Raw genomic sequence first — 24308 nt, 5'->3', positions numbered from 1 at the left:
TCAGCGCTCCGGTCCGATGGCCCGCAGCCGGGCGTAGAAGGCGTTGGCGGCCTGCTGCCGCGCGCCGCCGGTGTCCACGATGGATTCGGGAGCGGCCTCAGTGGCGGCCTCCGGGGCGGCCAGCGGCTCCTCCACAGGACGTGCGGCGGCCCCGGCCAGGGCGGCGACGCGCATCGGGCGGAAGCCATCCTCGTCCTCCGGCGCGTCGCTGTCCGGCGCGGGGGCGGGCACCGGTTCCGTGACGGTGGCGGGGACGGCCGCGGGCGGCGGGACCGGGCGGGGCCGCGGGCGCGGCGCCGGGCCGTCCTCCAGCCGGCGGACCAGGGCGCGGGCCTCCTGCACGGACGCCTCGATGCGCTTGGACGCCCGCTCGCAGGAGCCGAGCACCAGCGCCGCCTCCTCGGTCACGCCCTTGGCGCGGTCGAGCCCATCGGACAGCTTGGCCGAGGCCTCCGTCGCGGCGGCGACCAGCCGCTGCACCGAGGCCTCCGTCTCGTCGATGGTCTTGGAGAAGGTGCCGATCAGCGCGCCGATCTCGGCCTGGCTGGAGCGCATCACCTTCAGCCGCTTGTTGACGATCACCAGGAACACCGTGGCGGTGACGAGCATGACCGCCAGAACGGCGTCAATGAGGAATGAGACCATCGATCAGCTCCTGCTTGGTCTCCAGGTCGGTGTCGATCTTGACGGAGATGTTGCCGTTGCGCTGGCCCATGTGGCCGGCGAAGAGGGGGGTGGTCTTGCTCTGCAGCACCACCGGCGCGTCGGGGTCGATGCGCAGCTTCAGCGAGGTGCCCTTTTCCCAGTTCAGCACCTCGCCCAGCGAGACCTGCGTCTGCTGCAGCACCGCGACGAGGTCCAGCTTGGCGCGCATCAGCTCGGCCTTCAGGTGGCTTTCCCACACCGTGTCGTGGCCGAACTTCTCACCCATGAAGGTCTGCACCAGCTTGCCGCGCACCGGTTCCAGCGTGGCGTAGGGGATGACCACCTCGGCGTGGCCGACGCGGCGCTCCACCTCCACCGCGATGCGCACGCGGATCACCGCGTTGGTGGCGCGGGTGATGGTGGCGAATTGCGGGTTCGTCTCCAGCCGGTCGAAGGTGAAGTCGATGGGCGTGATCGGGTCGAAGGACTGGCTGAGATCCTGGAGGATGACCCGGATCAGCCGCTCGGTGATCTTGCGCTCGATGGAGGTGTAGGTGCGCCCGTCGATGCGCCGGGCGCGGCTGCGCCGTCCGCCCAGCAGCACGTCCATCATGCAGTAGATCAGCGCGCTGTCGACCGACACGACGATGTGGTTGTCCCACTGCTCCGCCCGCGCGACGCCGACCAGGGCCGGAAGCTCGATGGTGTCGAGGAACTCGTTGTAGCGCAGCCAGTCGATGCGCAGCAGGCTGGCCTCCACGCTGGTCGAGGAGAACTGGCGCAGCGACGTGTTGAGCAGCCGGACCATGCGGTCGAAGACCACGTCCAGCATCGGCAGCCGGTCCTTGTTGACCGTCGTCGTGCTGATCAGCCGCTCAATGGCGCGGGTCTGGCCGGCGGATTCCGTCTGCGGTCCGACGGCAAAGTTCAGCAGGCGGTCGATCTCCTCCTGGCTCAGCTCCTTGGTGTCGGCCATCAGGGCGGCGGCCTCGGACTCACCGGAGGCGGCGTCCAGGCCCCAGTCGAGATCGTCCCCGGTGGCGCCGTTTTCGCCGCTGCCGTCGTCCGTGTCGATGGGAGTGCTCATCCGTTCCTCTGGGTCGGCTATTGGGTGAGAAGGCTGCGCAGCAGGACGTCGGACACCGTGTCCGGGCCAAGGATCAGGTTGAAGCGGCGGCGCAACTCCTCGCGCAGCCGCAGCAGACCGGCGGAGCCGCGCAGGTCGTGCTGGTCGATGTTGCGCAGGAACTCCTGCTGGGCGTTGACGAGATGGGGCATCGCCTGCTCCACCCGGCCGCGGTCCTTGGGCGCCAGCGCCAGCGTCACCCCGATCTTCATGAAGCGCGACGGCGTGTCGGGGCGCAGGTTCACCAGCAGCTCCGGCATGTCGAGAGTCGCCTGGGCCGGTTCGGCGATGGGCGTGCCCTCGAACAGCCGCGCCACCCCGTCCGGCCCGACGGCCATCCAGTAGCCGCCGAACCCGGCCGCGGCGACGCCGCACAGGGCGGCCGCACCCAGCGCCAGCCGGGCCAGCGGCAGCACGATGACGTACATCCGCTGCCGGCCCGGCGTTCCCGTCCTTGCCTTTCCAGCATCTGTATTCATCGCGGCCGGCGCCTCCAAAATACCGAAAATTTGAGAGACTGTTTTAAACGATCAAGTTTTAGCGACTTCCTTCCGGTCTATCTTCGCGGCTTTTACTCCGCTTAAAAGTCATCCCGGTAGGTTGTGAAGGCTCACGGGGTGAACATTACGGTCCCCGCTTTTCGGAAACTTTAAAGGTGCGGGTGTCGTGACGGGACTGATCGACAATCTGCGGACGCTTGGGCGCACGCGCCTTCTGGTGCTGGCCGGCACGGGTGTCGGCATCGTCCTGGCGGTCGCCACCATGGCGGTTCTGCTGTCGCGGCCGCACATGACGCCGCTCTACACCGGGCTGGAACCGGCGGAGGCCGGGCGCATCGTCAAGGCGGTGGAGGCTATGGGCGTGCCGGTGTCCGCCGCCTTCGACGGCACCGCCGTCCAGGTGCCGGAGGCCGAGGTGCCGCGGCTGCGCATGCTGCTGGCCGAGAAGGGCCTGCCGTCGCGGGGCGGCATCGGCTACGAGCTGTTCGACACCGACAAGCCGCTGGGCATCACCAGCTTCATGCAGCGGATGAACCGGCTGCGCGCCATGGAAGGCGAGCTGGCCCGCACCATCGAGACGCTGTCCGGTATCGAGGCGGCGCGCGTCCACATCGTGCTCCCCGACCGCGAGGAGTTCTCGCGCGCCGCCCCCACCCCGACCGCATCCATCGTGGTGCGCATGCGCGGCCGGTCGCCGCTGGAGCGGCGGCAGGCGCTGTCGATCCGCCACCTCGTCTCCGCTGCCGTGCCCAACCTGAAGCCGAGCGCCGTCACCGTGCTCGACGCCTCCGGCGAGGTGCTGCTGACCGAGGAGGACGGCGACGCCCGGTCCTCGGCGAAGGTCGACGGGCTGCGCGCCGGGCACGAGACGCGCATCTCCCGCGCCATCGAGCAGATGCTGGTAGCGCGGCTGGGGCAGGGGAATGTTCGCGTCCAGGTTGCTGTCGACGTCGAAACCAAGCGCGAGGTCGTGCGCAGCCAGAGCTTCGATCCGAACAGCCAGGTCGTCCGCTCCACCCAGACGGTGCAGGAGCAGGACCGCAGCCTGGACAGCACGGGCGAGCCGCCGGTCACCGCCGAGCAGAACCTGCCGCAGCGCGAGGTCCGCGCCCAGTCCCAGAACAACCGCTCCTCCTCCGACTCCAAGCGCCAGGAGGAGACGGTCAATTACGAGATTTCCAACGTCGCCCGCGAAACCGTGATCGAGCCGGGCGACATCCGCCGGGTCAGCGTCGCCGTGCTGGTCAACGGCACCTGGGCGACGGCGCAGGATGGCACGCGCAGCTACGAGGCGCGCTCGCCCGAGGAGTTGCAGCGCATCACCGAGCTTGTGCGCTCTGCCATGGGCTTCAGCGAGGCGCGCGGCGACCGGGTCACCGTCGACAACCTGGAGTTCGTCAACCTCGCCCCCGAGCTGGGCGCCCGCGAGCCGATGGCCGAGATCGTCGATACGCTCAGCCGCAACGTGATGACGCTGATCCAGTGGGTGATCCTGCTGGTGCTCTGCGGGCTGCTGATCGTGCTGGGGCTGCGCCCGCTGATCCGCCGCGTCTTCCCGGCGCCGGAGCCGGTGGCGGCGGAAGCCGCCGCCCCGGCGCTGGCCGCGGGAGCGGCGATGCCGCAGCTCACCGGTCCGGCCATGGGCGGCGATCCCGCCATGCAGGCGGCCCAGCTCACCGACGCGGGCGAGCCGGCAACCGCGGCCCTGCCGGGCATCGAGGAGACGATGGACCAGCTCATCGAGCTGCGCACGGTGGAGGGCCGGGTGCGCGCCTCCTCCATTCGCCGACTGGGCGACATCGTCGACCAGTATCCCGATGAGGCGATCGACATCCTCCGCTCCTGGCTCTACGAGGAGGCGGTCTGATGGGCTACCCGCGCTACCGTTTCGACCAGCGCTTCGACAGCACGGCCCAGGCCGCGGCGCAGGCCGCGGCGGAGTTCGGGGCCGATCCCGAACCGGAGCCCACCGACCCTCTCGACGAGATCGTCCATTCCGAACGCCACCTCCAAGCCGCCGTCTACGGCGCCGAAGTCCGCGCCTTCGCCGAGGGGGTGGAGCAGGGCAGGCGCGAGGGGGCGGCGGAGGCCGCCGCGCGCACCGACGCCGCTCTGGCGCAGGCGCTCTCCCATCTCGACGAGCAATTGGCCGCGCTGGACGACCGCTTCGCCGACGCGTTGCGCGGGGTGGAGGCGCAAGGGACGGCGGTGATGCTGGCGCTCGTCCGCCGCCTCGCCCCGGCGTTGCTGGAGCGGATCGGCGCGGCGGAGACCGAACGGCTCGCCACCGACGCCTTGCGGCTGGCCGGCGGGTCGCCGCGGCTGCGGCTGCGTGTCCATCCCGATCTGGCGGAGCCCGTCCGCGCTCGGCTGGCCGATCCGGACTCCCTTGGCTTCAAGGGCGCGCTGGAGGTCGTCGCCGACCCGTCCCTGCCGCCCGGCGGGCTCGACGCCGCCTGGGAGGCCGGGGGCCTGCGCTACGACCCCGCCGCGGTGGAGCGCGCGGTCGACGGCCTGTGCGACCGCGCGCTGGCCGCCCTGTCCACCGAACATGACCTCTTCACCGACACGGAAAGCACCGCATCATGGCCCCACTGAACCTCGACGTCCTGGAAGACGACGCCAAGCCCGCCGAGAAGGACGCCGTCGGCATCCCCGCCGCGGCCACTGCCGGTGGATCGATGAACGCCATCTACAACGTCCCGGTGGACGTGCAGGTGGTGCTCGGCCGCACCAGCATGCTGGTGGCTCAGCTCCTGAAGCTCGGCCGCGGCGCCGTGGTGGAGCTGGAGCGCAAGGTGGACGAGCCGGTGGAGGTCCTGGTGAACCACCGTCTGGTCGCCCGCGGCGAGGTGGTGATCGTCGAGGACCAGCGGCTGGGCGTCACGCTGACCGAGATCGTGCGCACCGATCTGGCGATCGATTGACACCCCTTGTGCCGCATCCACGGGGCTCCGCCATGATCCGACGCCTGCTTCCGCCCGCCCTTGCCCTCGTCCTCGCCGTGCTGCTTCCTGCGGCGGCCTGGGCGCAGGGCAGCGGGCTGGACCTGTCCTCCATCGGCAGCGCGCTCGGCAGCGCCACGGGGGAGAGCGGGTCACTGTCCGGGCGCGTCATCCAGGGCATCGTCCTGCTGACGGTGCTCAGCGTGGCGCCGGGCCTGCTGGTCATGGCGACCTCCTTCACCCGGATCATCGTCGTGCTGTCGCTGCTGCGTTCCGCGCTTGGCCTTCAGCAGTCGCCGCCGAACATGGTGCTGATCAGCCTCGCCATGTTCCTGACCTTCCACATCATGGGGCCGGTCTTCGACACGGCGTGGCAGGATGGGCTGCGCCCCATGCTGAACGAGCAGGTGACCCAGGAGCAGGGGCTGGAGCGGATGGTCGAGCCCTTCCGCAACTTCATGGCCTCCCAGGTGCGGGACAAGGACCTGTCGGCCTTCGCCGGCTTCACCGGCAAGCCGGAGGCGGAGCAGCCGAAGACGGCGGCCACCGCCGACCTGCGCGTGCTGATCCCGGCCTTCCTGTTGTCGGAGCTGCGCCGTGCCTTCGAGATCGGGTTCCTGATCTTCCTGCCCTTCCTGGTGATCGACATGGTGGTGGCGGCGGTGCTGATGGCGATGGGCATGATGATGCTGCCGCCGGTGATGATCGCGCTGCCCTTCAAGATCATTTTCTTCGTGTTGACCGACGGCTGGTTCCTGATCGCCAACAGCCTGATCCGCTCCTATGGGGGAATCTGACGCGATGACCGAGCCCCGGCTGCTGCCCGCCGTTCCCTCCGCCGGTCTGTCGGCGCCGCCCGCCGCACCCCCCGCCGGGGCGTCGGGGATGGCCGACAGCGTGACCGCCTTCGCCAGACGGCGGGGCGTCACGGTGGACGACGAGACGGCCGTCGTCACCCTCCTGAACGCGCTCGATCCGAACCCGCTGGTGCCGCACCGCATGGTGCTGGTCGCCGGCAGCGTTCTGGCGAACGTCTTCCGTCACGACCGCCTGCAGGGCGACCGCCCCCTGGAGCGGGATGACGACTCCGACCACTCCACCCTGACCGCCGACCGCTTCTTCTGAGGTGCCAGCATGGGCATGCCGATCAAGATCCGAGACAATTTCAAGAGCCTGAGCGGGTCGGAGAGGACCGCGGTGATCTTCCTGGCGCTGGGCGAGGAACGCGGCTCGCGCCTGATGGAGAAGCTCGACGACGACGAGATCCGCATGGTCAGCCGCGCCATGGCCAGCCTGGGCAACGTCACCTCCAACCTCGTCGAGGCGCTGCTGCGCAGCTTCACGGAGCGCTTCGCCAACACCGGCTCCGTCGTCGGCTCCTACGACAGCACGGAGCGCATGCTCTCCCGCTTCCTGCCCGACGACCGCGTGTCGGAGATCATGGGCGAGATCCGCGGCCCGGCGGGCCGCACCATGTGGGAGAAGATGTCCAACGTGAACGAGGCCGTGCTCGCCACCTATCTGGCGGGCGAGTACCCGCAGACGGCGGCGGTCATCCTGTCCCGCATGCGCAGCGACCACGCGGCCAAGGTGCTGCCGCTGCTGGCCCCGGCGCTGCGGCTGGAGGTGATCGAGCGGATGATCCAGATCGAATCCGTGCAGCGCGAGGTGCTGCTGGACATCGAATCCATCCTGCACAACGAGTTCATGGCGAACTACGCCCGCACCCACGGCGCCGACACGCACGAGCGGATGGCCGACATTTTCAACCGCATCGACCGCGACACCATGGCGGACATCTTCACCGACCTGGACGCCGTGATGCCGGATTCGACCCACCGCATCCGCCAGCTCATGTTCACCTTCGAGGATCTGCTGCGGCTCGACCGCGTGTCGCTCCAGGCGGTGATACGGCGTTGCGACACCGGACAACTCGCCATCGCGCTCAAGGGAGCGGAGGCGCTGCAGCGCGACCACTTCCTGTCCGTCCTGTCCGAGCGCGCCCGCATGATCCTCCAGGACGAGATCGAGAACATGGGGCCGGTGCGCATGCGCGACGTGAACGAGGCTCAGGCGGAGATCGTGCAGGTCGCCAAGGCCATGGCCGACGATGGGGCGATCGTCCTTCCGCAATCGGACGAAGCGGACGCCGTCGTTTACTGATGGGTGTGCTCATGCCGGACGCGGTTGCCGAGGTCGGCCATCTGCTGGCGGTGGTGGAGGCGCTGGACCCGCGGGCGGCGCAGGAGCTGCGCGGCGGGCTGCCGCGTTGCGATTCCACCTTCGGCCTCGGGCTGGCCTTCTTCCTGGCGGCGACCGCCAACGGCGCGCGGGCGTGGCTGGGGCCGAAACGCTGCCGGTTGCTGGAGCAGCTCGACGGTGGCGCCCTGCTGGACGATCTCGACCTGGCGCTGGCGCCGCGCCACCGCCGCACCGCGGACGGGCGGGAGTGGCGGGTGTTGAGCATCCCGGTAATGGACGGCACTGTGGTGGGCGGCTGCCGCGGTTTGCTCTGCGCCATTTCCGACGGGGTTGACCTTCAGACGGGAAGCGCGCTGGTTCTGCAGATGCGGCTGCCGGCGCTGGGGGCGGTGCAGCTCGTCGCGGCGGGGGAGGGGCGGCGGTTCGACGTGACGCTGCAGACCGGCGGCGGCCTGTCCTCCGCCGCGCTGGCCGACATGCAGGACGGGTTCGCCGGAGCCATGGGCGACGCGGGCCTGGGCGGCGACCTGACGGTGGGGCCGCTGGCCGGGGCCTGGCTGGATCTGGAAGAGGAGGCTCTCAGCGCGGACTGGTCGGGTTGAGCGTCCGTCGAAACCCGAAGGGAACGGGCTGAAGCCGTTGATCGGCCTCAGCTCTGCTCGATCTCGATCCGTACTCCGCGACAGTGCCCGTCCAGGTGCCGCACCTTGTCCGGGTTTCTGGTGATGTAGATTGCGAAGATTTTTCCCTGCTCGATGTGCAAGGCGGTGGTCTGCACGATCCGGCCGCCCTCGACGGAGATGAAGCCGGGAAGCCCGTCGATCATGGCATAGCGTATGAGAAAGGACGGCGACTGGTTGAACTCCTGCGCAAGCTGGACGTGCCGCGCCATTACCTCATCGATTCCGATCAATGGACGTTGCGAAGCCGGCACCCTGCCACCGCCGTCCGCGCTGGCAATGACATCATCGGCGAGAAGCAAACGCAGCCGGTCCATGTCACCGTCGCGCGACGCGGCGAAGAACGCCGCAGCGATCTCCAGCCCATGCTCTTCCGTCACGAGGAAGCGTGGGCGAGCCGCCTGGATATGCTCACGCGCCCGGCCGGCCAGTTTGCGGCATGCTGCGGCTTCACGGCCTATGGCGCTGGCGACCTCATCGAACCCCATGCCGAAAACATCGTGCAGCAGAAAGGCCGCTCGCTCCAACGGCGACAGACGCTCCAGCGCGATCATCAACGGAAGCGTGATGTCGTCGATGGAATCCAATTCCCCCACGTCAACGATGGGCTCCGGCAGCCACGGCCCGATGTAGGTTTCGCGTCTGCGCCGCGCGGATTTCAGTTCGTTCAGACAAAGGCGCGTGACGATGGTGTGCAACAAGGCCGCCGGCTGTCGGACCGTCCCATGGTCAGTCGCCAGCCAGCGGAGATAGGCATCCTGGACGATGTCCTCGGCATCCGCCACCGATCCGAGCATCCGGTATGCGAGGCGGATGAGGCGGGGGCGAATTTCAGAGAATGATGGGTCGGTGGGGATGTCGTCCATGGTCCTGCCGCTTTGCCATTCCTTCGTTATTCGGCGTGAACGGCTTCGACCGTGTAGAGGCTTGGCGTGACCGACGTCGCGAGGCCTGCGAACTGTTTGAGTTGCTCTTGCGTCTCGGGCTTCTTCATGAAGCCCTCGAAGTGCTCCTTGGATGCCCATTGGGCGTAGTTCACGATTTTCTTTCCGTCGAGGCTGCAATGGATGCAGACCGACATGAAGCCGGGCTGGTGGCGAATGGTGTTTTCGGTCGATTCCGAAAGGGCCTTCGCCAAGGCAGCCTACTTCTTCGGCTCGACCTCATAAACGTTTATCAGCGTCAGGCATGGGGACCCAGGGTCAATCGTTGCGATGTCCTTGGCCATCGTCACCTCCTTCAAAAGTGCAGCCACGAAGGGGATGACAACGCCTGCCCGCGAAATGTGACATGCCGGACGAAAAAGGGAAGCGCGCGGCATTCAGATCGTGTCCGCCCTCACCCCGCCAGCCGCGCCTCGCCAATCCCGCGCCCGAACGCCGCGTAGCCCGGCAACACCCGGCGCGCCTGCAGGGCCGGGGCAGGGTCCTCATGCTCGGGCGGGGCCTCGAACTTGTAGCCGCGTCCGTAGACGGTCTCGATGTAGCGGGCGCCGCCGGTGGCTTCGGCGATCTTCTTGCGCAGCTTGCAGATGTAGACGTCGATGACCTTGTCCAGCGGGTCGGCGCCGGACAGGCCGTAGACCTCGTCGTAGATGTGCTCCTTGGAGACGACGCGGCGGTGATGGGCGGCCAGCACGCCGAGGATGGCGTGCTCGCGCTGGCTCAGCCGCAGCCGCTCGCCGGCGACCTCCGGGTCGCGCCCGTCGAGGAACACCGTCAGTTGCCCGACCCGCACCGCGTTGCTCAGCAAGCCGCGCGAGCGCCGCCGCGCCACCTCGATGCGCGCCCGCACCTCGGCGCTGACCACCGGCTTGACCAGCACGTCGTCGGCCCCGGCGTGCAGCAGCTCCACCGTCGTCGTCACGCAGCGCCGGTCGAGCAGGCAGAGGATCGCCGCCCCGACCTGATGCGCCCGCAGCGCCGCCACGCAGCGCGCCGGGTCGTCGACGCTGCCCAGGACGATGGCGTCGTAGCCAAGTCCTTCCGCCCCCTGCTGTTGCAGAAGCTCCTCCAGCCCGGCCCAGTCCTGGCGGTCGTAGCGGATCTTCCCCATGCCGAGCTGACGGCCGAGCGCGTCGGCGATCAGGGGGTTCGGTTCAACCAGAACAGCACGCATGGGGTTCTCCGCAGCATCGGATCGACCAGGGCGATTGTTTTGCTTTTTAGGAAAAGTCTTTTTCGCGCCTGCAAACATCATTCAAAAAACCAATCGAAATCCGTACTGTCAATCGTTGGTGTTAATACCTTGGCGAGAGGCGGGAGTCGGCGTTAAAGCGGTTTTAAAACCTGTTAACAGACCTGATTTTGGAAAATTTGCCGACGAAATTCGTGAAAATGCGAGATGAATTCTCGGCAGTCTATGTACCGGACCGTCTCCCGGCCCCGGCCTATGGAAAAAAGGTTCCTGTGCGCAGGGCGCGGGACGCGCTACTGTGGCGATGCAGGCCCGACTGTCAGGATAAGCCGCGATGACCGAGATGATGCCGCTCTCCAACGCCGAGGATACGACGCCTCCGCCCGCGGTGCCGGCCAAGCGGACCACCCGTCAGCGCGCGGCGAAGGCGCCGTCGGAGGAAACCACGCAACTCCTGCGCGTCTATGGGGATCAGGTCGCCACGTTGGGCGAACAGATCGCCAAGGCGGAGGCTGCGGCGGACAGCGAACGGGCGGAGCGGCTGCGGGTGATCGCCGAGCACGCCTCAGAACGCGAACGCTGGCGCGAGGCCATCGGGCAGGTGGAGCGGGCGCGTTCCGGGGAGGTCGGGACCCTCCAGGACGACCGCGAGGCCGAGCGCGACCGCATCAACCAGCTCGTCGAGACGCTGATCGCCGAGACCTCGGCGCGCGAGCAGGGCATGGCCCGCGCGCTTCAGGACGCGGAGGACCGCCTGTCCGCGGTGAACGCGGAGATCGCCGCCCTGCGCCTGTCCCACGCGGTGGCGCTGGACCGTCTCCAGGCCGACCGCGAGGCCGAGCGCAAACGCATCGGTGACCTCGTGGAACGGCTGATCGCCGACACGGAGGCGCGGGAACGCGGCTTCCGCCAGCGCATCGAGTCGGCGGAGCGCCGCAGCGAAGAGGCGCAGGCGGCGCTGGAGCAGGAACGACGGACCGGCGCGGAGCTGGAGAAGCGGCTGGAGCGGCTGACCGGCACGCTGGACGGCCTGCGCCGCGACCGCGAGGCCGAGGTCGCCGCTTACGAGGCGATGCGCGACCAGTGCCGTATTCTGGTGACCGAGTTGGCGCGGCGGCAGAGCCCCTGGTGGCGCCGCCTGTTCCGGCGTTGAGCGTCCGGCGCTGAGCGTTATTCGTCCTTTTTCTCGTCGCCGCCGCGGAAGGGCGCGGTCGCCACATGGGCCGTGGCCGACACCACGTCGCCCGCGACGCTGACCGCGGACCCGGCGACGCTGGCCGCCGTGTCCACGGTGGCGACCACCACGCCGCAACCGGTCAGAAGCAAGGCCGCCGGGAAGAGCAGGATGGCGGCGGACAAGCCGGAGCGGGGCAGGCCGGAGCGGGACAGGGTGGGGCGGGGCATGGTCTTCGACCTTCGAAAGGGTGACGCCGCTCCACTATGCCCCGGACGCGCGATGGCGCGCCTGTGACCAAACGGCGGCGCTCATGTTGGCATGCCGCCGTATCGCCGCCAAGTGGTGCGTGCTTAAGGCAGCTTCTTGAAGACTATGCGCCGCATCGGCTGGTCGAAGGCGGTCATCCCCTCCGCGTCGGTCCGCCCGTTGGCGGCGAAGCGGCGGCGGACCTCGGCCTCCACCGGAGGCAGGCGCTCGCGCCGCACCGGGTCCACGGCGGTGACGTGGGTCAGGTAATGATCGGCGTCGCGGTAGCGCACCACGGTGCTGTAGACCGTCTCGTCCACCGTCTGCAACGGCAGCGGCGGATGCTTCAGCGTGTCGTAGGCGGCGGCCCGCACCTCCGTCTCGTCCTCGATGGGCAGGATGACCTCGAAATAGGCGCCCTCGGCGATGGGCTCCACCACCACCAGCGTTCCGCCGGGCTTCAGAACCCGCGCCGCCTCTGCCATCGCGTCGGCCATGACCGCCAGCGGCAGGTGGTGGAAGCTGTTGGAGTAGACGATCGCATCCACCGACGCGTCCTCCAGCGGCAGCGCCTCCCCCTTGCCGACGCGGTAGTCGGCGCCGGCCACCGGCTCCGCCTTGCGGGCGCGGGCGAGCTGGCCCTCGCTGATCTCGATGCCGATGGCCCGGGCGCCGAGTCCCGCGAAATGGCGGGTCAGCGACCCGTCGCCGCAGCCGACATCCACCACGGTCCGGTCCCGTGGGTCCAGAACCTCGGCCAGGGCGTCCTTCAGGGTCAACGTCGTCATGGTGCGTTTCCGTTTTTCTTGATGGTTGGCAGGTGTTGGGCGGCGTTCCGGCCCCGGTGGGTCAGGGCGCGGCGTTCAGCGTCCGCCGGAAATAGTCGAGGACCTCGTCGTTCAGCCGCGTGTGGAAGGCGGCGCGGTCGAAGCCCGGCGGGTCCTGCACCGTCGCTCCGAAGCGGGCGGCGGCGCTGGCCGGGACCGGTGTCAGGAAGGCGTAGTGGCCGGCACCGGGAACGAGGTCGTATTCCGGCGGCTGGGGCAACAGGCCGCGCACCCGCGCCACCTGGAGGGCGCCGCTCTCGTCGCCCTTCTCCGCCTCGTACAGCCGGACCGGGACGGTGACGCGGGACAGCGCGCCGTCCGCGAACAGGGCGCCGACCGGGTCCATCAGCAGCAGCGAGCGGATGCGCGGATCGCTGGCGGCCTCCAGCCGCTTCGGCGAGGCCGCGGCGGCGGTCTTGGCGCCCGCCGGACAGAGGGTCCGGTCGTCGGGGTGGGTGACGCAGATCTGGGCCAGCCGTCCCGGATCGGCGACCCCGCCCGCCGCCGCCAGCGCTGCATGGCCACCGGACGCGTAGCCGAGCACGCCGATGCGCTGCCGGTCCACCCGGAAGCCCATGGGCGAGGAGTCCAGCAAAGCGTCCAGAGCCGCGCGGAGTTGCAGCGGCAGTTCCGACCACAGCGGCACGGTGCCGATCCGGTCGCCTTTGCCGGCCCTGGGATCCGCGTCCGGTTCCATGCCGCCGAGATGGGTCACGATGGCTGTCATCATCCCGCGGCGCGCCAGGAACAGGGCGACGCTGACCATCGCCAGACCGTTGCGCGCCGGTCCCTGGGTCATCATCACCAGCGGCACGGAATCCAGCGCCGGTCCGCCCTCCGGGGCGACGTTCAGGTGATAGGGTCCCCGCCGGATCGGCTGCACGGGATCGCGCGTGGGGTAGAAGAGCAGGATCGGCACCGTCTTGCCCGTGCCCGGATCGGCGTAGGCGATCTGCGACACCGCCGCCCGGAACTGGGCCGGCGTTTCCGCCCGCGCGGGCAGGACCGGAAGCAGCCCGGTCATCAGAAGAGCCAGAACCCACCGCCGTGTCTGCGGACCCATCGCAACCCCTCCGGCATCACGTCACGAGGCCTTCCCCGTTGGGGGGAGTGTGGCCGTCTTGCCGGTCAAACGGCAAGCACGGTGTTTCCTGCCTGAACAATGGGGTCCACAAATCATGGCTCCTTGCCAAGAAACGGGCCGGCCTGTACCACGGCGGTGCGCCCCGCCAACCGCCAAGGCACAGGTCGGCCCGTCCCATGTTCGACAGCTTCCTTCTCGCCTTCACGGCGCTGTTCTCGATCGTCAACCCCATCGCCATGGCGCTGATCTTCAGCCAGGTGACGGCGGAGCGCAGCCCGAAGGAGCGGGTGCAGCTCGCCGCGCGGGTTGCCGTCTATTCGGCCATCGTCATGCTGGCCGCCTTGTGGGCGGGGTCCTACGTGCTGAACTTCTTCGGCATTTCGCTGGCGGCGCTGCGGATCGCCGGCGGCTTCGTGGTGGCGGAGCGCGCCTGGGCGCTGCTGAGCGCCCCGGAAGCCCACGAGGCCCGCAAGCAGGAGCAGGCCGCACCGGCGGAGGAGGCCGGGGACTCCGATGTCGGGGAATCGGCCTTCTTCCCCCTGACCATTCCCTTCACCACCGGCCCGGGCACCATCTCCGTCGCCATCGCGCTCGGCGCCACCCGCCCGGGGGACACCGCCGGCCTTACGAACTTCTTCATCGGCGTGTCGGCGGCGGCGCTGGCCATCGCGCTGCTGATCTGGCTGTCCTACCGCTCCGCCGACCGGCTGGTGGCTCTGCTCGGCCACACCCGCGCCCGCGTGCTGACGCGGCTGTTCGCCTTCCTGCTGTTCTGCGTCGGCGTGCAGATCCTGCTGACCGGCATCCTGGACGCCTTCCCCGTGCTGGCTTCGGGGCGTTGAGCCTGATTCAGCGGGCGCGCCCCACGCGCTGGCGGGCCATGCGGTCGGCGACGGCGGCGGTCGGTTTGCGTTCCATGTCGGCGCGGGCGAAGATCTCCGTCAGCGTGTCGGCGATCCGCTCGATGTGGCTCATCACGCGGCCGTGGTCGTAACCGGCGCGCTCGTGATAGACGTCGATCACCCCGCCGGCGTTGATGACGTAGTCGGGGGCGTAGAGGATGCCGCGGTCGGCCAGCGCCTGCCCGTGCCGGGCCTCGGCGAGCTGGTTGTTGGCAGCACCCGCGACGACCGGGCAGGTCAGCCGCGGGATCGTCTCGTCGTTGAGGACGGCGCCCAGAGCGCAGGGGGCGAAGACATCCACCTCCAGATCGAAGATGGCGTCGGCGGACACCGGTGTGGCGCCGACGCGGTCGGCCACGCGGCGGGCCTGCGCCTCGTCGATGTCGGCGACCCACAGCCGCGCCCCGGCCTCGGCCAGATAGCGGGCGAGATGCCCGCCGACGCTGCCCACGCCCTGGATGGCGACGGTCAGCCCCTCCAGGTCGGTGCGGTGCAGGCGGTGGAGCACCGCCGCGCGGAGCCCGACGAAGACGCCGTAGGCGGTTGAGGGGGATGGGTCGCCGCTGCGCGTGCCGCCGCTTGCGGTCGCCTTCTCGACCACGCCGGAGACATGGGCGGTTTCCTGCGCCATGGTCTTGATGTCGGGAACCCCGGTGCCGGAATCCTCGGCGACGATGTAGCGTCCGCCCAACCGTTCGACGTGGCGTCCCATGGCGCGCAGCAGCGCCTCGCTTTTGTCGGTGCGCGGGTTGCCGATGATGACCGACTTGCCGCCGCCCAGCGGCAGGCCGGCCAGGGCCGACTTGTAAGTCATGCCGCGCGACAGGCGCAGCGCATCGCGCAGGGCCTCCTCGTCGCTGGCGTAGGGCCACATGCGGCAGCCGCCCAACGCCGGGCCGAGCGCGGTGTCGTGGACGGCGACGATGGCGCGCAGGCCGGACGCCGTGTCGGAACAGAAGACCACCTGCTCATGGTCGTCGAAATCGGGATGGTCGAACAGCGGCACGGTTTCCTCCAAATTTTTTCTTTTTGAAAAGCGGGGATCACCGTGACGCAAAGCTCGGGCGTTGCACGCGGAAGTGTTCCGCGCGCCGTGCGGTGGTACGGCGTGTCCGCTTTTCCTTGCCCTGTGCTTCACCCCTGCATGGTCGGGCGGGGAAGCGACGGGCTGTTCTCTTGAAGGAAACTAGATGCGCATGAAAATGCTGGCAAGACGGACGGTTGGCTGGCCTGCAAAAAGCAAGGAGATGAGCGGCAGGGCGGTCTGGCGGCGGGAAAGTGTCGCGGACGGGACCGCGAACGATAATTTCCGGTCCGCTCTCAAAAGGAAGGAGGCCGGGAACCGGCCGGGCGGTGGGGGGAGGCCACCCGGCCGGTTCCCGCAGGGATCAGAATTCCTCCTCGTCCCCGCCGAAGCCGCCCCACGAATCCTCTTCGCTGGGGATCTCCTCGGCCACCTGATCGATGGCGCCCTGGGCCTCCTGGGCGATGGCCTCGCCGCCGCCGGAGAAGGCGCTGGACAGCGCGCTGCCGATCAGCATGCCGCCGGCCACGCCCATGGCGGTCTGCATGGCGCCGGCCATGAAGCCGCCACCGGCCCGCTGCGGCTGCTGGGCGTAGGCCGCAACGCGCGGATCACCGTAGGCCGGGGCGGCGCCGGGCGCTTGACCCCAGGGGGAGCCGCCGGGGCGCTGCTGCGGGGCCGGGGCGGGCTTGGCGGCGCCGCCACCGAACAGGCCGCCGAAGATGCCGCCGCCGCCGGCCGCCGCGGCCGGGCGCTCCTGAAGCTGGCGCTCCAGCTCCTGGTTCTGGTTCTGCGAGGCGGCCAGCGCCTGCTCCAGCATGACGATGGCCTGGGCCATCAGGTAGGGCGCGCCCGGCTGGCGGGCGATGGTGTCGCGGATGTGGGCTTCGGCCTGCGGGTCGCGTGGGCCGGACTGGGCCTCGGCCTGACGCAGCTTGGCGAAGAGGTCGTCAATGATCTGGCGTTCGGTCTGGTCCATGGCGGTGCTCGTGCTCTCGGTGGTTTGAGGGATGGTCCGGGCGTGCCCCGGCGCGTCGTCCATTGGGTGGGCGGCGGCGTCCGGAGGGGGCCGAAAGGCAGTAGGGAGTGTGGGAGAGGTCTGGGGATCGCGGGTCCATGGGAGCATTCAGTCCCTCCAAGTGCGGTCACGCCCGTCGGCGCAAGAGCAGGTGAAGAGATCCGACATCGCGACCACGTCTAAGTCGCCAGAGGGGCCCGGATCACAGGTCCCGGAGACGTGGGGAGGGCCGGGAACCCTGTCAAGAGAGGGGGGCGCCAGAAAAATAACGGAAAAACAGCGCTGCGTTACTCGGGCCTTGTGCGCTCCTCGAAGCGGCGGCGGTCGCTCTTGTCGCTGAGCACGAAGGCGAAGGGGCGCAGCGCGTCGATGTGGCTGAGCGCGATGGCGATCAGGACGGTCATCGGCACCGCCAGAACGGTCCCGGCGGCCCCCCACAGCCAGCTCCACAGCAGCAGCGAACTGACGATCACCAGGGGCGAGATGGCGAGCTGCTTGCCCTCCAGCCGCGGGCCGATGAAATTGCCCATCACCTGCTCGATCACCAGCAGCCCGCCAGCGACCATCAGGGCGGTGGACGAGCCGCCCTGGGCCAGCGCCATCAGCACGGGCAGCGTGGCCGCTCCCACCGACCCGATCACCGGGATGTAGTTCAGCAGGAAGGCAAGGAAGCCCCACAGGAACAGGAAGTCGATCCCGAACAGCGACAGCCAGCCGATGTAGAGCGCCCCGGTGATCAGCCCCAGCGTCGTGCTGACTAGCAGGAAGCGGCGGAACTGCTGGGCGATGGCGGTGACCGCGGTGACGGTGGTGGCGCAGCGCTCCGGCCCAAGCGTCTTGACGATCTTCTCGCGCCAGACCGGCGCCTCGACCAGCATCAGCAGGGCGAGGAAGAGGACGATGACCAGCGTCGAGACGGCCTCCCGCGCCACCGTCAGCACCGACGCGGCGAGACCGGACAGCGCCTCCGCCCCGCCGCCGCCGGAGTCGCTGCTGCCGGAGTCGCCAAGAAACCGTTCGCGCAGCCCGTTGATCCAGCCGTTCGCCTCCCCCCAGAGCCGTTGCAGCTCCTCGGCGTGGCGCGGCACCTCGCCGGCCACGCGCTGGCCGATGAACCACAGGCCTCCGGCGAAGACCGCCAGCACCAGCAGCACCGTCAGCATGGCGGCGAGCGGGCCGAGCAGGGCCAGCCGCGGCGGCACCCGGTCGCGCACCCAGCGCCCGACCGGAGCCACGGCGACCGCCACGAAGAAGGCGCCGGCCAGCGGGATGAGCACCGGCGAGGCGGCGCTGAGGCCCCACAGGACGGCCAAGGCGGCCAGCAGGCCGAGCAGCCAGAGGCCGAGCGTCATCCGGTCGATGGACCAGCCCCGGTTCCCGTCCGCGTCCTCACGCTGTGCCAAAGCCGTCCGCTCCCCGCTGTTGCGCCGCGCTGCCGGTTGGGCAGCATGAGCTTGACGCGAAACCGGCGCCGAAGTTCCGCTGCGCCCCATTCGGTGCAGGGGGCGCAGAATTGCCATCCGGGAGACGTTGCGGTGCAGTGGAGCTGCCACCAACTCACTGGGGCCGGCTCCGCCGGAGCGGGATTCAGCCTTGGGGACACACGCCATGGACCGCATCAACACGGCTTTCCTGTTCGACCTCGACGGCACACTGATCGACAGCGTCTACCAGCATGTGCTGGCCTGGCAGGAGGCGCTGGACCATGAGGGGATCGAGCTGTCGGTCTGGCGCATCCACCGCAAGATCGGCATGAGCGGCGGCCTGTTCGCCAACATGCTGCTGCGCGAGACCGGCCTCGCCATCAGCCCGGAGCTTCTGGAGCGGCTGCGCCGCCGCCACGCCGAGGCGTTCCGCGGGCTGGCCGGGCGCGTCCGCCCGCTGCCAGGCGCGCAGGAGCTGCTGTCCCACCTGACGGCGGCGGGCATCCCCTGGGCCATCGCCACCAGCGGGCGGATCGAGACGGCGCGTTCCGGGCTGGAGGCTCTGGGCGTCGACCCGGACCAAGTGCCGGTGGTGACGCGCGATCAGGTGAAATACGCCAAGCCCGACCCCGACTTGTTCCTGGCCGCGGCGGAGCGGCTCGGCGTCGCCATCGAAACGGCCATCGTGGTCGGCGACAGCGTGTGGGACATCCTGGCCGCGCGGCGCGCCCGCGCGCTCAGCATCGGGCTGCTGTCCGGCGGCTACGGGCAGGACGAGCTGGAGCGGGCGGGAGCCTTCCGCGTCTATGAGGACCCCGCCAGCCTGCTGGAGCATCTGGACGAGGTGGGAGGCCGACGCTGAGCGCCGACCGACGCCGCGCGCTGCTGATCGTCAACGGGAAGGCCCGCCAGGGGCAGCGCGCGCTCGACGACATCCGGGAGGAGGCCGCGAAGGCGGGCGTCACCCTGATCCGCGCCGAGTGCCGCGAGCGGGAGGACATCGCCGAGGCGATCCGCGACCATGCCGACTCGGTGGACATGGTCATCATCGGGGGCGGCGACGGCACGCTGAACGCGGCCGCCTCGGCGCTGGCCGACACCGGTCTGCCGCTCGCCGTCCTGCCCATGGGCACGGCGAACGATCTGGCGCGCACGCTGGGAATCCCGCTGGACGTGCGGGAGGCGGCGAAGCTGGCGGTCAGCGGGCCGATTCGCCGGATCGACCTGGGCGAGGTCAACGGTGTGGCCTTCTTCAACGTCGCCAGCATCGGTCTCAGCGTCGAGCTGGCCCGCGAACTGACGCGCGAGATGAAGCGGCGCTGGGGCGTGTTCGGCTACGCCGTGGCGGCCTTTCGCGTGGCGCGGCGTATGGCGCCCTTCCGTGCCGAGATCCGCATCAACGGGGCGCGACACCGCGTCAAGTCGGTGCAGATCGGCGTCGGCAACGGGCGCCATTACGGCGGCGGCATGACCGTGCAGGAGAACGCCGCTCCCGACGACGGGCAGTTGGACGTCTACAGCATCGACCTGCGTGGCTGGTGGGAGTGGCCCCTGCTGTACCCGGACTTCCGGCGCGGGCGGCATGGGCATTGGAAGAACGTACATGCCTGGTACGGGCAGGAGGTGGAGATCACCACCCGCCACCGCCGCCCGGTGAACACCGATGGCGACATCACCACCCACACCCCGGCGCGCTTCCGCGTACGGCCCGGAGCCGTCGCGGTCATCGCGCCGCCGCGGTGAGGACTTGCCCCCACCCTGGCCCTCCCTCGCTGCACAGCGGGGGAGGGCCAGGGTGGGGGCAAAGCATCAGCCATCCCCACAACCCCGGCGCGACATTCCCCCTCCATTCCAAGTGCGTTCGTGAAACAGTTCGCTGAGCGAACATAATCGCTTGCGGGCTAGTGGTATCTGGTATACCGTATCACCAATCCAAGCCGCTTCCCTTCTCCGGGGCAACGAAACCGCGGCCCAAACCCCTTCAGCCGGGGACCCTCCTACGCGAGGGAAAGAAGAGTCAGGGACGGGAACAGCCATGCAGACGATGAGTTTCTCGGTCGCACCCCTGGATCAGGGGATGAGCTTCAAGGCCAAGGCCTACCAGTCGCTGCGCCAAGCCATCACCCAGATGGACATCTACGGCGGGCCGAGCGAGATCCGCCTCGACGAGCGCCAGCTCTGCGAGGCGCTGGGCGTCAGCCGCACCCCGGTGCGCGAGGCCATGGCGCTGCTGGAGCAGGAGGGCTTCATCCGCTCGATGCCCCGGCGCGGCATCTTCGTGGTGCGCAAGACCAAGGCGGAGATCATCGAGATGATCACCGTCTGCGCGGCGCTGGAGGGCATGGCCGCCCGCCTCTTCGTCGAGCGCGCTGACGAGCGCGGCATGGCCGACCTGCACGAGACCTTCGACCGCTTCGCCGAAGGCGAGCTGGCCGACCACGTGCTGGAGTATTCCGACGCCAACGTCGCCTTCCACCAGTCGATCATCCAGGCCTCGGGCTGCACGCTCATCGCCGACCTGACCGACCGCTTCTTCATCCACATGCGGGCCATCCGCCGCGTCACCATGCGCCGCGGCGGCCGGGCCGAGACGTCCATCGTCGAGCACCGCGACATCATCGACGCCCTGACCCGGCGCGACGCCGACCTGGCCGAGCGGCGGGTGCGCGAGCACACGCTGGGGCTGGCCCGCCATGTCGAACAGCACTGCGATTTTCTCGATTGACCGATCGTGAACCGAATAAGAGTCGGGGAGGAGTAACCCTTATGTCAGCCGTCACAGTCCTCAACAACCAAGCCACGGCCGCCACCGATGCGGAACCGGCGCTGACGGATGGTTTCCAGCTCGTCATCGATGCCCTCAAGCTCAACGGCATCGAGAACCTCTACGTCGTGCCGGGCATCCCGATTTCCGACCTGCTGCGCATGGCCCAGGGCGAGGGGCTGCGGGTCATCTCCTTCCGCCACGAGCAGAACGCCGGCAACGCCGCGGCGATCGCCGGCTTCCTGACCAAGAAGCCGGGCGTGTGCATGACCGTCTCGGCGCCGGGCTTCCTCAACGGCCTGACCGCGCTGGCCAACGCCACCACCAACTGCTTCCCGATGATCCTGATCTCCGGCTCGTCGGAGCGCGAGATCGTCGATCTCCAGCAGGGCGACTACGAGGAGATGGACCAGCTGGCCATCGCCAAGCCGCTGTGCAAGGCAGCCTTCCGCGTGCTGCACGCCCAGGACATCGGCATCGCCGTGGCCCGGGCCATCCGCGCCGCGGTGTCGGGCCGTCCGGGCGGCGTCTACCTCGACCTGCCGGCCAAGCTGTTCTCGCAGGTCATGGACGCCGCCGAGGGCGCCCGCTCGCTGGTCAAGGTGGTCGACGCCGCCCCGGCGCAGCTGCCCTCGCCGGACTCGGTGGCGCGCGCTCTGGAGGTGCTGAAGGGCGCCAAGCGGCCGCTGATCATCCTCGGCAAGGGCGCCGCCTACGCCCAGGCCGACGAGGCGGTGCGCGAGCTGGTCGAGAAGAGCGGCATTCCGTTCCTGCCGATGAGCATGGCCAAGGGCCTGCTGCCCGACACCCACCCGCAGTCGGCGGGGGCGGCGCGCTCGATGGTGCTGAAGGACGCCGACGTGGTGGTCCTGGTGGGGGCGCGCCTGAACTGGCTGCTGTCGCACGGCAAGGGCAAGACCTGGGGCGAGCCGGGGTCGAAGACCTTCATCCAGATCGACATCGAGCCGCGCGAGATGGACAGCAACGTGGCGATCGTGGCCCCGCTGGTCGGCGACATCGGGTCGTGCGTGTCGGCCCTGACCGCCGGGATGGCCAAGGGCTGGACGCCGCCGCCGGCGGAGTGGACGGGGGCTGTGTCGGCGCGCAAGGAGGCGAACATCGCCAAGATGGCGCCCAAGCTGATGAGCAACGCCTCGCCGATGAACTTCCACGGCGCGCTCGGCGCGCTGCGCCGGGTGGTGCAGGAGCGTCCCGAGGCTCTGCTGGTGAACGAGGGGGCGAACACGCTGGACCTGGCGCGCGGGATCATCGACATGCACCAGCCGCGCAAGCGCCTGGACGTCGGGACCTGGGGCGTGATGGGCATCGGGATGGGCTTCGCGGTGGCCGCTGCGGTGGAGTCGGGCAAGCCGGTGCTGGCGGTGGAAGGCGACAGCGCCTTCGGCTTCTCGGGCATGGAGGTGGAGACGATCTGCCGCTACAACCTGCCGGTGTGCATCGTGGTGTTCAACAACAACGGCATCTACAAGGGGACGGACGTGAACCCGACGGGCGGGTCGGACCCGTCGCCGATGGTCTTCGTTCCGGACTCGCGCTACGACAAGATGATGGAGGCCTTCGGCGGCGAGGGCGTCAACGTGACGACGCCGGACGAGCTGTACCGCGCGGTCAGCGCGGCGATGGACAGCGGCCGGCCGACGCTGATCAACGCGGTGATCGACCCCAACGCCGGGTCGGAGAGCGGCAACATCGGCAGCCTCAACCCCACCAGCGCCGTCCGCAAGGGTCCTAAGCAGTAACGCCTTCCTAAATTATAAAAAATTAAGCCCCCCGAAAAATCGGGGGGCGGTTCCAAACGACGGCACGACATCCCAGCGTTACTAAGAATCAGCCTGAGACGAGAGGGGAGGGCGGACATGGACACGGCCATCGTCGCCAAAGACGACAACAAAAGGCGCGCCATCCATCCCGGTTCGGGGCGCCGGAACACCCGGCCCCAGCCGAAGGGCCGGCAGGTCGATCCGGCGGCCCTGGCGGAGGTGCAGGACCTTCTCGGTGACCGGTCCCGGCAGCGGGACCTGCTGATCGAGCATCTGCACCTGTTGCAGGACACCTATCACGGGCTGCACGCCCGCCATCTCGCGGCGCTCGCCCACGAGATGCGGCTGGCCCTGGTGGAGGTGTACGAGGTGGCGTCCTTCTACGCCCACTTCGACATCGTGATGGACGGGGAGGAAGCCCCTCCGCCCGTGACCGTCCGGGTCTGCGACAGCCTGTCCTGCTGCATGGCCGGCGGCGAAAAGCTGCTCGACGAGCTGAAGGCCGCCGACATGGGGCCGGACGTCCGGGTGGTGCGCGCGCCCTGCATGGGCGCCTGCCACAACGCCCCGGCGGTGGCCATCGGCCATGCCCTGCACGAGAACGCCACGGTCGAGAGCGTGGTCACCGCCGTGAAGAACGGCGAGACGCACCCGCAGCTCCCCACCTATGTCAGCCTGGAGCAGTACAAGGCGGAGGGCGGCTACCGCCTGCTCGCCGACTGTCTCGCCGGCAACGTCCCGGTGGACGACATCCTCGGCAAGCTGGAGGGCGCCAACCTGCGCGGCCTCGGCGGCGCCGGCTTCCCGACCGGCCGCAAGTGGCGCTTCGTCCGCCATGAGCCCGGCCCCCGCCTGATGGCGGTGAACGGGGACGAGGGCGAGCCGGGCACCTTCAAGGACCGCTTCTATCTGGAGAACGATCCGCATCGCTTCCTGGAAGGGATGCTGATCGGCGCCTGGGTGGTCGAGGCGACCGACGTCTACATCTACCTGCGCGACGAGTACCCGCACATCCGCGAGGTGCTGGAGCACGAGATCGCCGCCGTGGAGAAGGCCGGCCTCGCCGGGCACACCCGCATCCATCTGCGGCGCGGCGCCGGGGCCTACATCTGCGGCGAGGAGTCCGCGATGCTGGAGAGCATCGAGGGCAAGCGCGGCCTGCCGCGGCACAAGCCGCCCTTCCCGTCGGTCGTCGGCCTGTTCGGCCGCCCGACCCTGATCAACAACGTCGAGACGCTGTTCTGGATCAGGGACATCCTCGAGAAGGGCGCCGACTGGTGGGGCAGCCACGGGCGCAACGGCCGCAAGGGCCTGCGCAGCTACTCCGTCTCCGGTCATGTGAAGGACCCGGGCGTGAAGCTGGCCCCCGCCGGCGTCACCATCCGCGAGCTGATCGACGAGTATTGCGGCGGCATGGCCGACGGCCACACGCTGAAGGGCTATCTGCCCGGCGGCGCGTCGGGCGGCATCCTGCCCGCCAGCATGGACGACATCCCGCTGGACTTCGGCACGCTGGAGCAGCACGGCTGCTTCATCGGCTCCGCCGCGGTGGTCGTGCTGTCGGACCAGGACGACATGCGCAAGGTCGTGCGCAACCTGCTGGACTTCTTCGAGGACGAAAGCTGCGGCCAGTGCACGCCCTGCCGCGTCGGAACGGAGAAGGCGGTGGCGCTCATCAAGCAGCCGGTGTGGGACGAGCCGTTGTTGACGGAACTCGCCCGGCTGATGGGCACGGCGTCGATCTGCGGCCTGGGTCAGGCCGCGATGAACCCACTCAAGAGTGCGCTGAAGCACTTCCGCGACGATCTGCGCGGGGAGGTCCGGTGA

The 24308-nt window shown here is 69.3% G+C and carries 26 protein-coding genes; 14 read left to right on the top strand and 12 right to left on the bottom strand.

Annotated features, from left to right (window positions below; translation table 11 throughout):
* The 3 genes from ACWPXE_RS29740 to ACWPXE_RS29730 are packed head-to-tail and all read right to left on the bottom strand — an operon-like array spanning nt 1 to nt 2250.
* Nucleotides 1-645: a DUF6468 domain-containing protein gene (locus ACWPXE_RS29740; protein ID WP_454020711.1), complete on the bottom strand. Its 645-nt coding sequence runs from the start codon at nt 643-645 to the stop codon at nt 1-3.
* Nucleotides 626-1732 carry a flagellar motor switch protein FliM gene (gene fliM / locus ACWPXE_RS29735; protein WP_454020710.1) on the bottom strand — a complete coding sequence of 369 codons (1107 nt, stop codon included), beginning with the start codon at nt 1730-1732 and terminating at the stop codon, nt 626-628. The genes ACWPXE_RS29740 and fliM overlap by 20 nt, the downstream gene beginning before the upstream one ends.
* 17 nt (nt 1733-1749) lie before the next feature.
* Nucleotides 1750-2250, bottom strand: a complete 501-nt coding sequence (locus tag ACWPXE_RS29730) for a flagellar basal body-associated FliL family protein (RefSeq protein ID WP_109139275.1) — start codon at nt 2248-2250, stop codon at nt 1750-1752.
* Between the two features lie 187 nt (nt 2251-2437).
* Here ACWPXE_RS29730 and fliF point away from each other — a divergent pair, with 187 nt between their 5' ends.
* Genes fliF through ACWPXE_RS29695 form a run of 7 tightly spaced genes read left to right on the top strand, consistent with a single transcriptional unit; the run spans nt 2438 to nt 8020 of the window.
* Nucleotides 2438-4138: a flagellar basal-body MS-ring/collar protein FliF gene (gene fliF / locus ACWPXE_RS29725; RefSeq protein WP_454020709.1), complete on the top strand. Its 1701-nt coding sequence runs from the start codon at nt 2438-2440 to the stop codon at nt 4136-4138.
* Nucleotides 4138-4869, top strand: coding sequence for a fliH protein (locus ACWPXE_RS29720; protein ID WP_454020708.1), 732 nt, complete (start codon nt 4138-4140; stop codon nt 4867-4869). Before fliF ends, ACWPXE_RS29720 begins: the two co-directional genes overlap by 1 nt.
* Nucleotides 4857-5198, top strand: a complete 342-nt coding sequence (fliN, locus tag ACWPXE_RS29715) for a flagellar motor switch protein FliN (protein WP_454020707.1) — start codon at nt 4857-4859, stop codon at nt 5196-5198. The genes ACWPXE_RS29720 and fliN overlap by 13 nt, the downstream gene beginning before the upstream one ends.
* Nucleotides 5199-5230: 32 nt before the next feature.
* Complete coding sequence (gene fliP / locus ACWPXE_RS29710) at nt 5231-6013, top strand: flagellar type III secretion system pore protein FliP (RefSeq protein ID WP_454020706.1); 783 nt, start codon at nt 5231-5233, stop codon at nt 6011-6013.
* Nucleotides 6014-6017: 4 nt separating this feature from the next.
* Complete coding sequence (locus ACWPXE_RS29705; protein WP_051658806.1) at nt 6018-6341, top strand: hypothetical protein; 324 nt, start codon at nt 6018-6020, stop codon at nt 6339-6341.
* A gap of 9 nt (nt 6342-6350) precedes the next feature.
* Complete coding sequence (locus ACWPXE_RS29700) at nt 6351-7379, top strand: flagellar motor switch protein FliG (protein WP_014200129.1); 1029 nt, start codon at nt 6351-6353, stop codon at nt 7377-7379.
* An 11-nt stretch (nt 7380-7390) separates the two neighbouring features.
* On the top strand, nt 7391-8020 hold the full coding sequence (locus ACWPXE_RS29695; RefSeq protein WP_454020705.1) for a hypothetical protein: 630 nt from the start codon (nt 7391-7393) through the stop codon (nt 8018-8020).
* 47 nt (nt 8021-8067) lie between these two features.
* On the opposite strand, the gene ACWPXE_RS29690 is transcribed toward ACWPXE_RS29695, so the two are convergent.
* From ACWPXE_RS29690 to ACWPXE_RS29680, 3 genes are all read right to left on the bottom strand, one after another.
* On the bottom strand, nt 8068-8964 hold the full coding sequence (locus ACWPXE_RS29690) for a sigma-70 family RNA polymerase sigma factor (RefSeq protein ID WP_454020704.1): 897 nt from the start codon (nt 8962-8964) through the stop codon (nt 8068-8070).
* Between the two features lie 26 nt (nt 8965-8990).
* Nucleotides 8991-9236: an antibiotic biosynthesis monooxygenase gene (locus ACWPXE_RS29685; RefSeq protein ID WP_454020703.1), complete on the bottom strand. Its 246-nt coding sequence runs from the start codon at nt 9234-9236 to the stop codon at nt 8991-8993.
* A 200-nt stretch (nt 9237-9436) separates the two neighbouring features.
* On the bottom strand, nt 9437-10216 hold the full coding sequence (locus ACWPXE_RS29680; protein WP_454020702.1) for a response regulator transcription factor: 780 nt from the start codon (nt 10214-10216) through the stop codon (nt 9437-9439).
* Nucleotides 10217-10568: 352 nt separating this feature from the next.
* On the opposite strand from ACWPXE_RS29680, the gene ACWPXE_RS29675 reads away from it, so the two are divergent.
* The gene (locus ACWPXE_RS29675; protein WP_454020701.1) at nt 10569-11387 is read left to right on the top strand and encodes a hypothetical protein; all 819 of its coding nucleotides are present in this window, start codon (nt 10569-10571) and stop codon (nt 11385-11387) included.
* Nucleotides 11388-11404: 17 nt separating this feature from the next.
* On the opposite strand, the gene ACWPXE_RS29670 is transcribed toward ACWPXE_RS29675, so the two are convergent.
* The 3 genes from ACWPXE_RS29670 to ACWPXE_RS29660 all read right to left on the bottom strand — a co-directional run bounded on the left by ACWPXE_RS29670 (nt 11405) and on the right by ACWPXE_RS29660 (nt 13547).
* The gene (locus tag ACWPXE_RS29670) at nt 11405-11638 is read right to left on the bottom strand and encodes a hypothetical protein (protein WP_454020700.1); all 234 of its coding nucleotides are present in this window, start codon (nt 11636-11638) and stop codon (nt 11405-11407) included.
* A gap of 123 nt (nt 11639-11761) precedes the next feature.
* The gene (locus ACWPXE_RS29665; RefSeq protein WP_454020699.1) at nt 11762-12445 is read right to left on the bottom strand and encodes a class I SAM-dependent methyltransferase; all 684 of its coding nucleotides are present in this window, start codon (nt 12443-12445) and stop codon (nt 11762-11764) included.
* Nucleotides 12446-12506: 61 nt separating this feature from the next.
* The gene (locus ACWPXE_RS29660; RefSeq protein WP_454020698.1) at nt 12507-13547 is read right to left on the bottom strand and encodes an alpha/beta hydrolase family protein; all 1041 of its coding nucleotides are present in this window, start codon (nt 13545-13547) and stop codon (nt 12507-12509) included.
* Nucleotides 13548-13744: 197 nt separating this feature from the next.
* On the opposite strand from ACWPXE_RS29660, the gene ACWPXE_RS29655 reads away from it, so the two are divergent.
* Nucleotides 13745-14410 (top strand): MarC family protein, encoded by a 666-nt coding sequence (locus ACWPXE_RS29655; protein WP_454020697.1) that lies wholly within the window; start codon nt 13745-13747, stop codon nt 14408-14410.
* Between the two features lie 7 nt (nt 14411-14417).
* On the opposite strand, the gene ACWPXE_RS29650 is transcribed toward ACWPXE_RS29655, so the two are convergent.
* From ACWPXE_RS29650 to ACWPXE_RS29640, 3 genes are all read right to left on the bottom strand, one after another.
* Nucleotides 14418-15476 (bottom strand): Glu/Leu/Phe/Val dehydrogenase dimerization domain-containing protein, encoded by a 1059-nt coding sequence (locus ACWPXE_RS29650; RefSeq protein ID WP_454020696.1) that lies wholly within the window; start codon nt 15474-15476, stop codon nt 14418-14420.
* Between the two features lie 382 nt (nt 15477-15858).
* On the bottom strand, nt 15859-16473 hold the full coding sequence (locus ACWPXE_RS29645; RefSeq protein ID WP_454020695.1) for a DUF2076 domain-containing protein: 615 nt from the start codon (nt 16471-16473) through the stop codon (nt 15859-15861).
* 326 nt (nt 16474-16799) lie between these two features.
* Nucleotides 16800-17915 carry an AI-2E family transporter gene (locus tag ACWPXE_RS29640; protein WP_454020694.1) on the bottom strand — a complete coding sequence of 372 codons (1116 nt, stop codon included), beginning with the start codon at nt 17913-17915 and terminating at the stop codon, nt 16800-16802.
* Between the two features lie 205 nt (nt 17916-18120).
* Between ACWPXE_RS29640 and ACWPXE_RS29635 the strand changes: the two genes are divergently transcribed.
* The 5 genes from ACWPXE_RS29635 (at nt 18121) to ACWPXE_RS29615 (ending at nt 24308) form a co-directional block, all read left to right on the top strand.
* Nucleotides 18121-18798, top strand: coding sequence for an HAD family hydrolase (locus tag ACWPXE_RS29635; protein WP_103041554.1), 678 nt, complete (start codon nt 18121-18123; stop codon nt 18796-18798).
* Nucleotides 18795-19679: a lipid kinase gene (locus ACWPXE_RS29630; protein WP_454020976.1), complete on the top strand. Its 885-nt coding sequence runs from the start codon at nt 18795-18797 to the stop codon at nt 19677-19679. Before ACWPXE_RS29635 ends, ACWPXE_RS29630 begins: the two co-directional genes overlap by 4 nt.
* Nucleotides 19680-19971: 292 nt before the next feature.
* Nucleotides 19972-20661, top strand: a complete 690-nt coding sequence (locus ACWPXE_RS29625; RefSeq protein WP_035673347.1) for a GntR family transcriptional regulator — start codon at nt 19972-19974, stop codon at nt 20659-20661.
* 41 nt (nt 20662-20702) lie between these two features.
* Nucleotides 20703-22460, top strand: a complete 1758-nt coding sequence (gene oxc / locus ACWPXE_RS29620) for an oxalyl-CoA decarboxylase (RefSeq protein ID WP_059399668.1) — start codon at nt 20703-20705, stop codon at nt 22458-22460.
* Nucleotides 22461-22577: 117 nt separating this feature from the next.
* Nucleotides 22578-24308: an NAD(P)H-dependent oxidoreductase subunit E gene (locus ACWPXE_RS29615; RefSeq protein ID WP_454020693.1), complete on the top strand. Its 1731-nt coding sequence runs from the start codon at nt 22578-22580 to the stop codon at nt 24306-24308.

Source organism: Azospirillum sp. Marseille-Q6669 (genome assembly GCF_965111635.1).
Note: the sequence above shows the minus strand (reverse complement) of the source record. Positions and strands in the feature narration are given on the sequence as shown.

Excerpts from the sequence above, each read along its gene's own strand:
- ACWPXE_RS29740 (WP_454020711.1), bottom strand. The coding sequence starts at position 645 with ATGGTCTCATTCCTCATTGACGCCGTTCTGGCGGTCATGCTCGTCACC.
- fliM (WP_454020710.1), bottom strand. The coding sequence starts at position 1,732 with ATGAGCACTCCCATCGACACGGACGACGGCAGCGGCGAAAACGGCGCC.
- ACWPXE_RS29730 (WP_109139275.1), bottom strand. The coding sequence starts at position 2,250 with ATGAATACAGATGCTGGAAAGGCAAGGACGGGAACGCCGGGCCGGCAG.
- ACWPXE_RS29720 (WP_454020708.1), top strand. The coding sequence starts at position 4,138 with ATGGGCTACCCGCGCTACCGTTTCGACCAGCGCTTCGACAGCACGGCC.
- fliN (WP_454020707.1), top strand. The coding sequence starts at position 4,857 with ATGGCCCCACTGAACCTCGACGTCCTGGAAGACGACGCCAAGCCCGCC.
- fliP (WP_454020706.1), top strand. The coding sequence starts at position 5,231 with ATGATCCGACGCCTGCTTCCGCCCGCCCTTGCCCTCGTCCTCGCCGTG.
- ACWPXE_RS29705 (WP_051658806.1), top strand. The coding sequence starts at position 6,018 with ATGACCGAGCCCCGGCTGCTGCCCGCCGTTCCCTCCGCCGGTCTGTCG.
- ACWPXE_RS29700 (WP_014200129.1), top strand. The coding sequence starts at position 6,351 with ATGGGCATGCCGATCAAGATCCGAGACAATTTCAAGAGCCTGAGCGGG.
- ACWPXE_RS29695 (WP_454020705.1), top strand. The coding sequence starts at position 7,391 with ATGCCGGACGCGGTTGCCGAGGTCGGCCATCTGCTGGCGGTGGTGGAG.
- ACWPXE_RS29690 (WP_454020704.1), bottom strand. The coding sequence starts at position 8,964 with ATGGACGACATCCCCACCGACCCATCATTCTCTGAAATTCGCCCCCGC.
- ACWPXE_RS29680 (WP_454020702.1), bottom strand. The coding sequence starts at position 10,216 with ATGCGTGCTGTTCTGGTTGAACCGAACCCCCTGATCGCCGACGCGCTC.
- ACWPXE_RS29675 (WP_454020701.1), top strand. The coding sequence starts at position 10,569 with ATGACCGAGATGATGCCGCTCTCCAACGCCGAGGATACGACGCCTCCG.
- ACWPXE_RS29670 (WP_454020700.1), bottom strand. The coding sequence starts at position 11,638 with ATGCCCCGCCCCACCCTGTCCCGCTCCGGCCTGCCCCGCTCCGGCTTG.
- ACWPXE_RS29665 (WP_454020699.1), bottom strand. The coding sequence starts at position 12,445 with ATGACGACGTTGACCCTGAAGGACGCCCTGGCCGAGGTTCTGGACCCA.
- ACWPXE_RS29660 (WP_454020698.1), bottom strand. The coding sequence starts at position 13,547 with ATGGGTCCGCAGACACGGCGGTGGGTTCTGGCTCTTCTGATGACCGGG.
- ACWPXE_RS29655 (WP_454020697.1), top strand. The coding sequence starts at position 13,745 with ATGTTCGACAGCTTCCTTCTCGCCTTCACGGCGCTGTTCTCGATCGTC.
- ACWPXE_RS29645 (WP_454020695.1), bottom strand. The coding sequence starts at position 16,473 with ATGGACCAGACCGAACGCCAGATCATTGACGACCTCTTCGCCAAGCTG.
- ACWPXE_RS29635 (WP_103041554.1), top strand. The coding sequence starts at position 18,121 with ATGGACCGCATCAACACGGCTTTCCTGTTCGACCTCGACGGCACACTG.
- ACWPXE_RS29625 (WP_035673347.1), top strand. The coding sequence starts at position 19,972 with ATGCAGACGATGAGTTTCTCGGTCGCACCCCTGGATCAGGGGATGAGC.
- oxc (WP_059399668.1), top strand. The coding sequence starts at position 20,703 with ATGTCAGCCGTCACAGTCCTCAACAACCAAGCCACGGCCGCCACCGAT.
- ACWPXE_RS29615 (WP_454020693.1), top strand. The coding sequence starts at position 22,578 with ATGGACACGGCCATCGTCGCCAAAGACGACAACAAAAGGCGCGCCATC.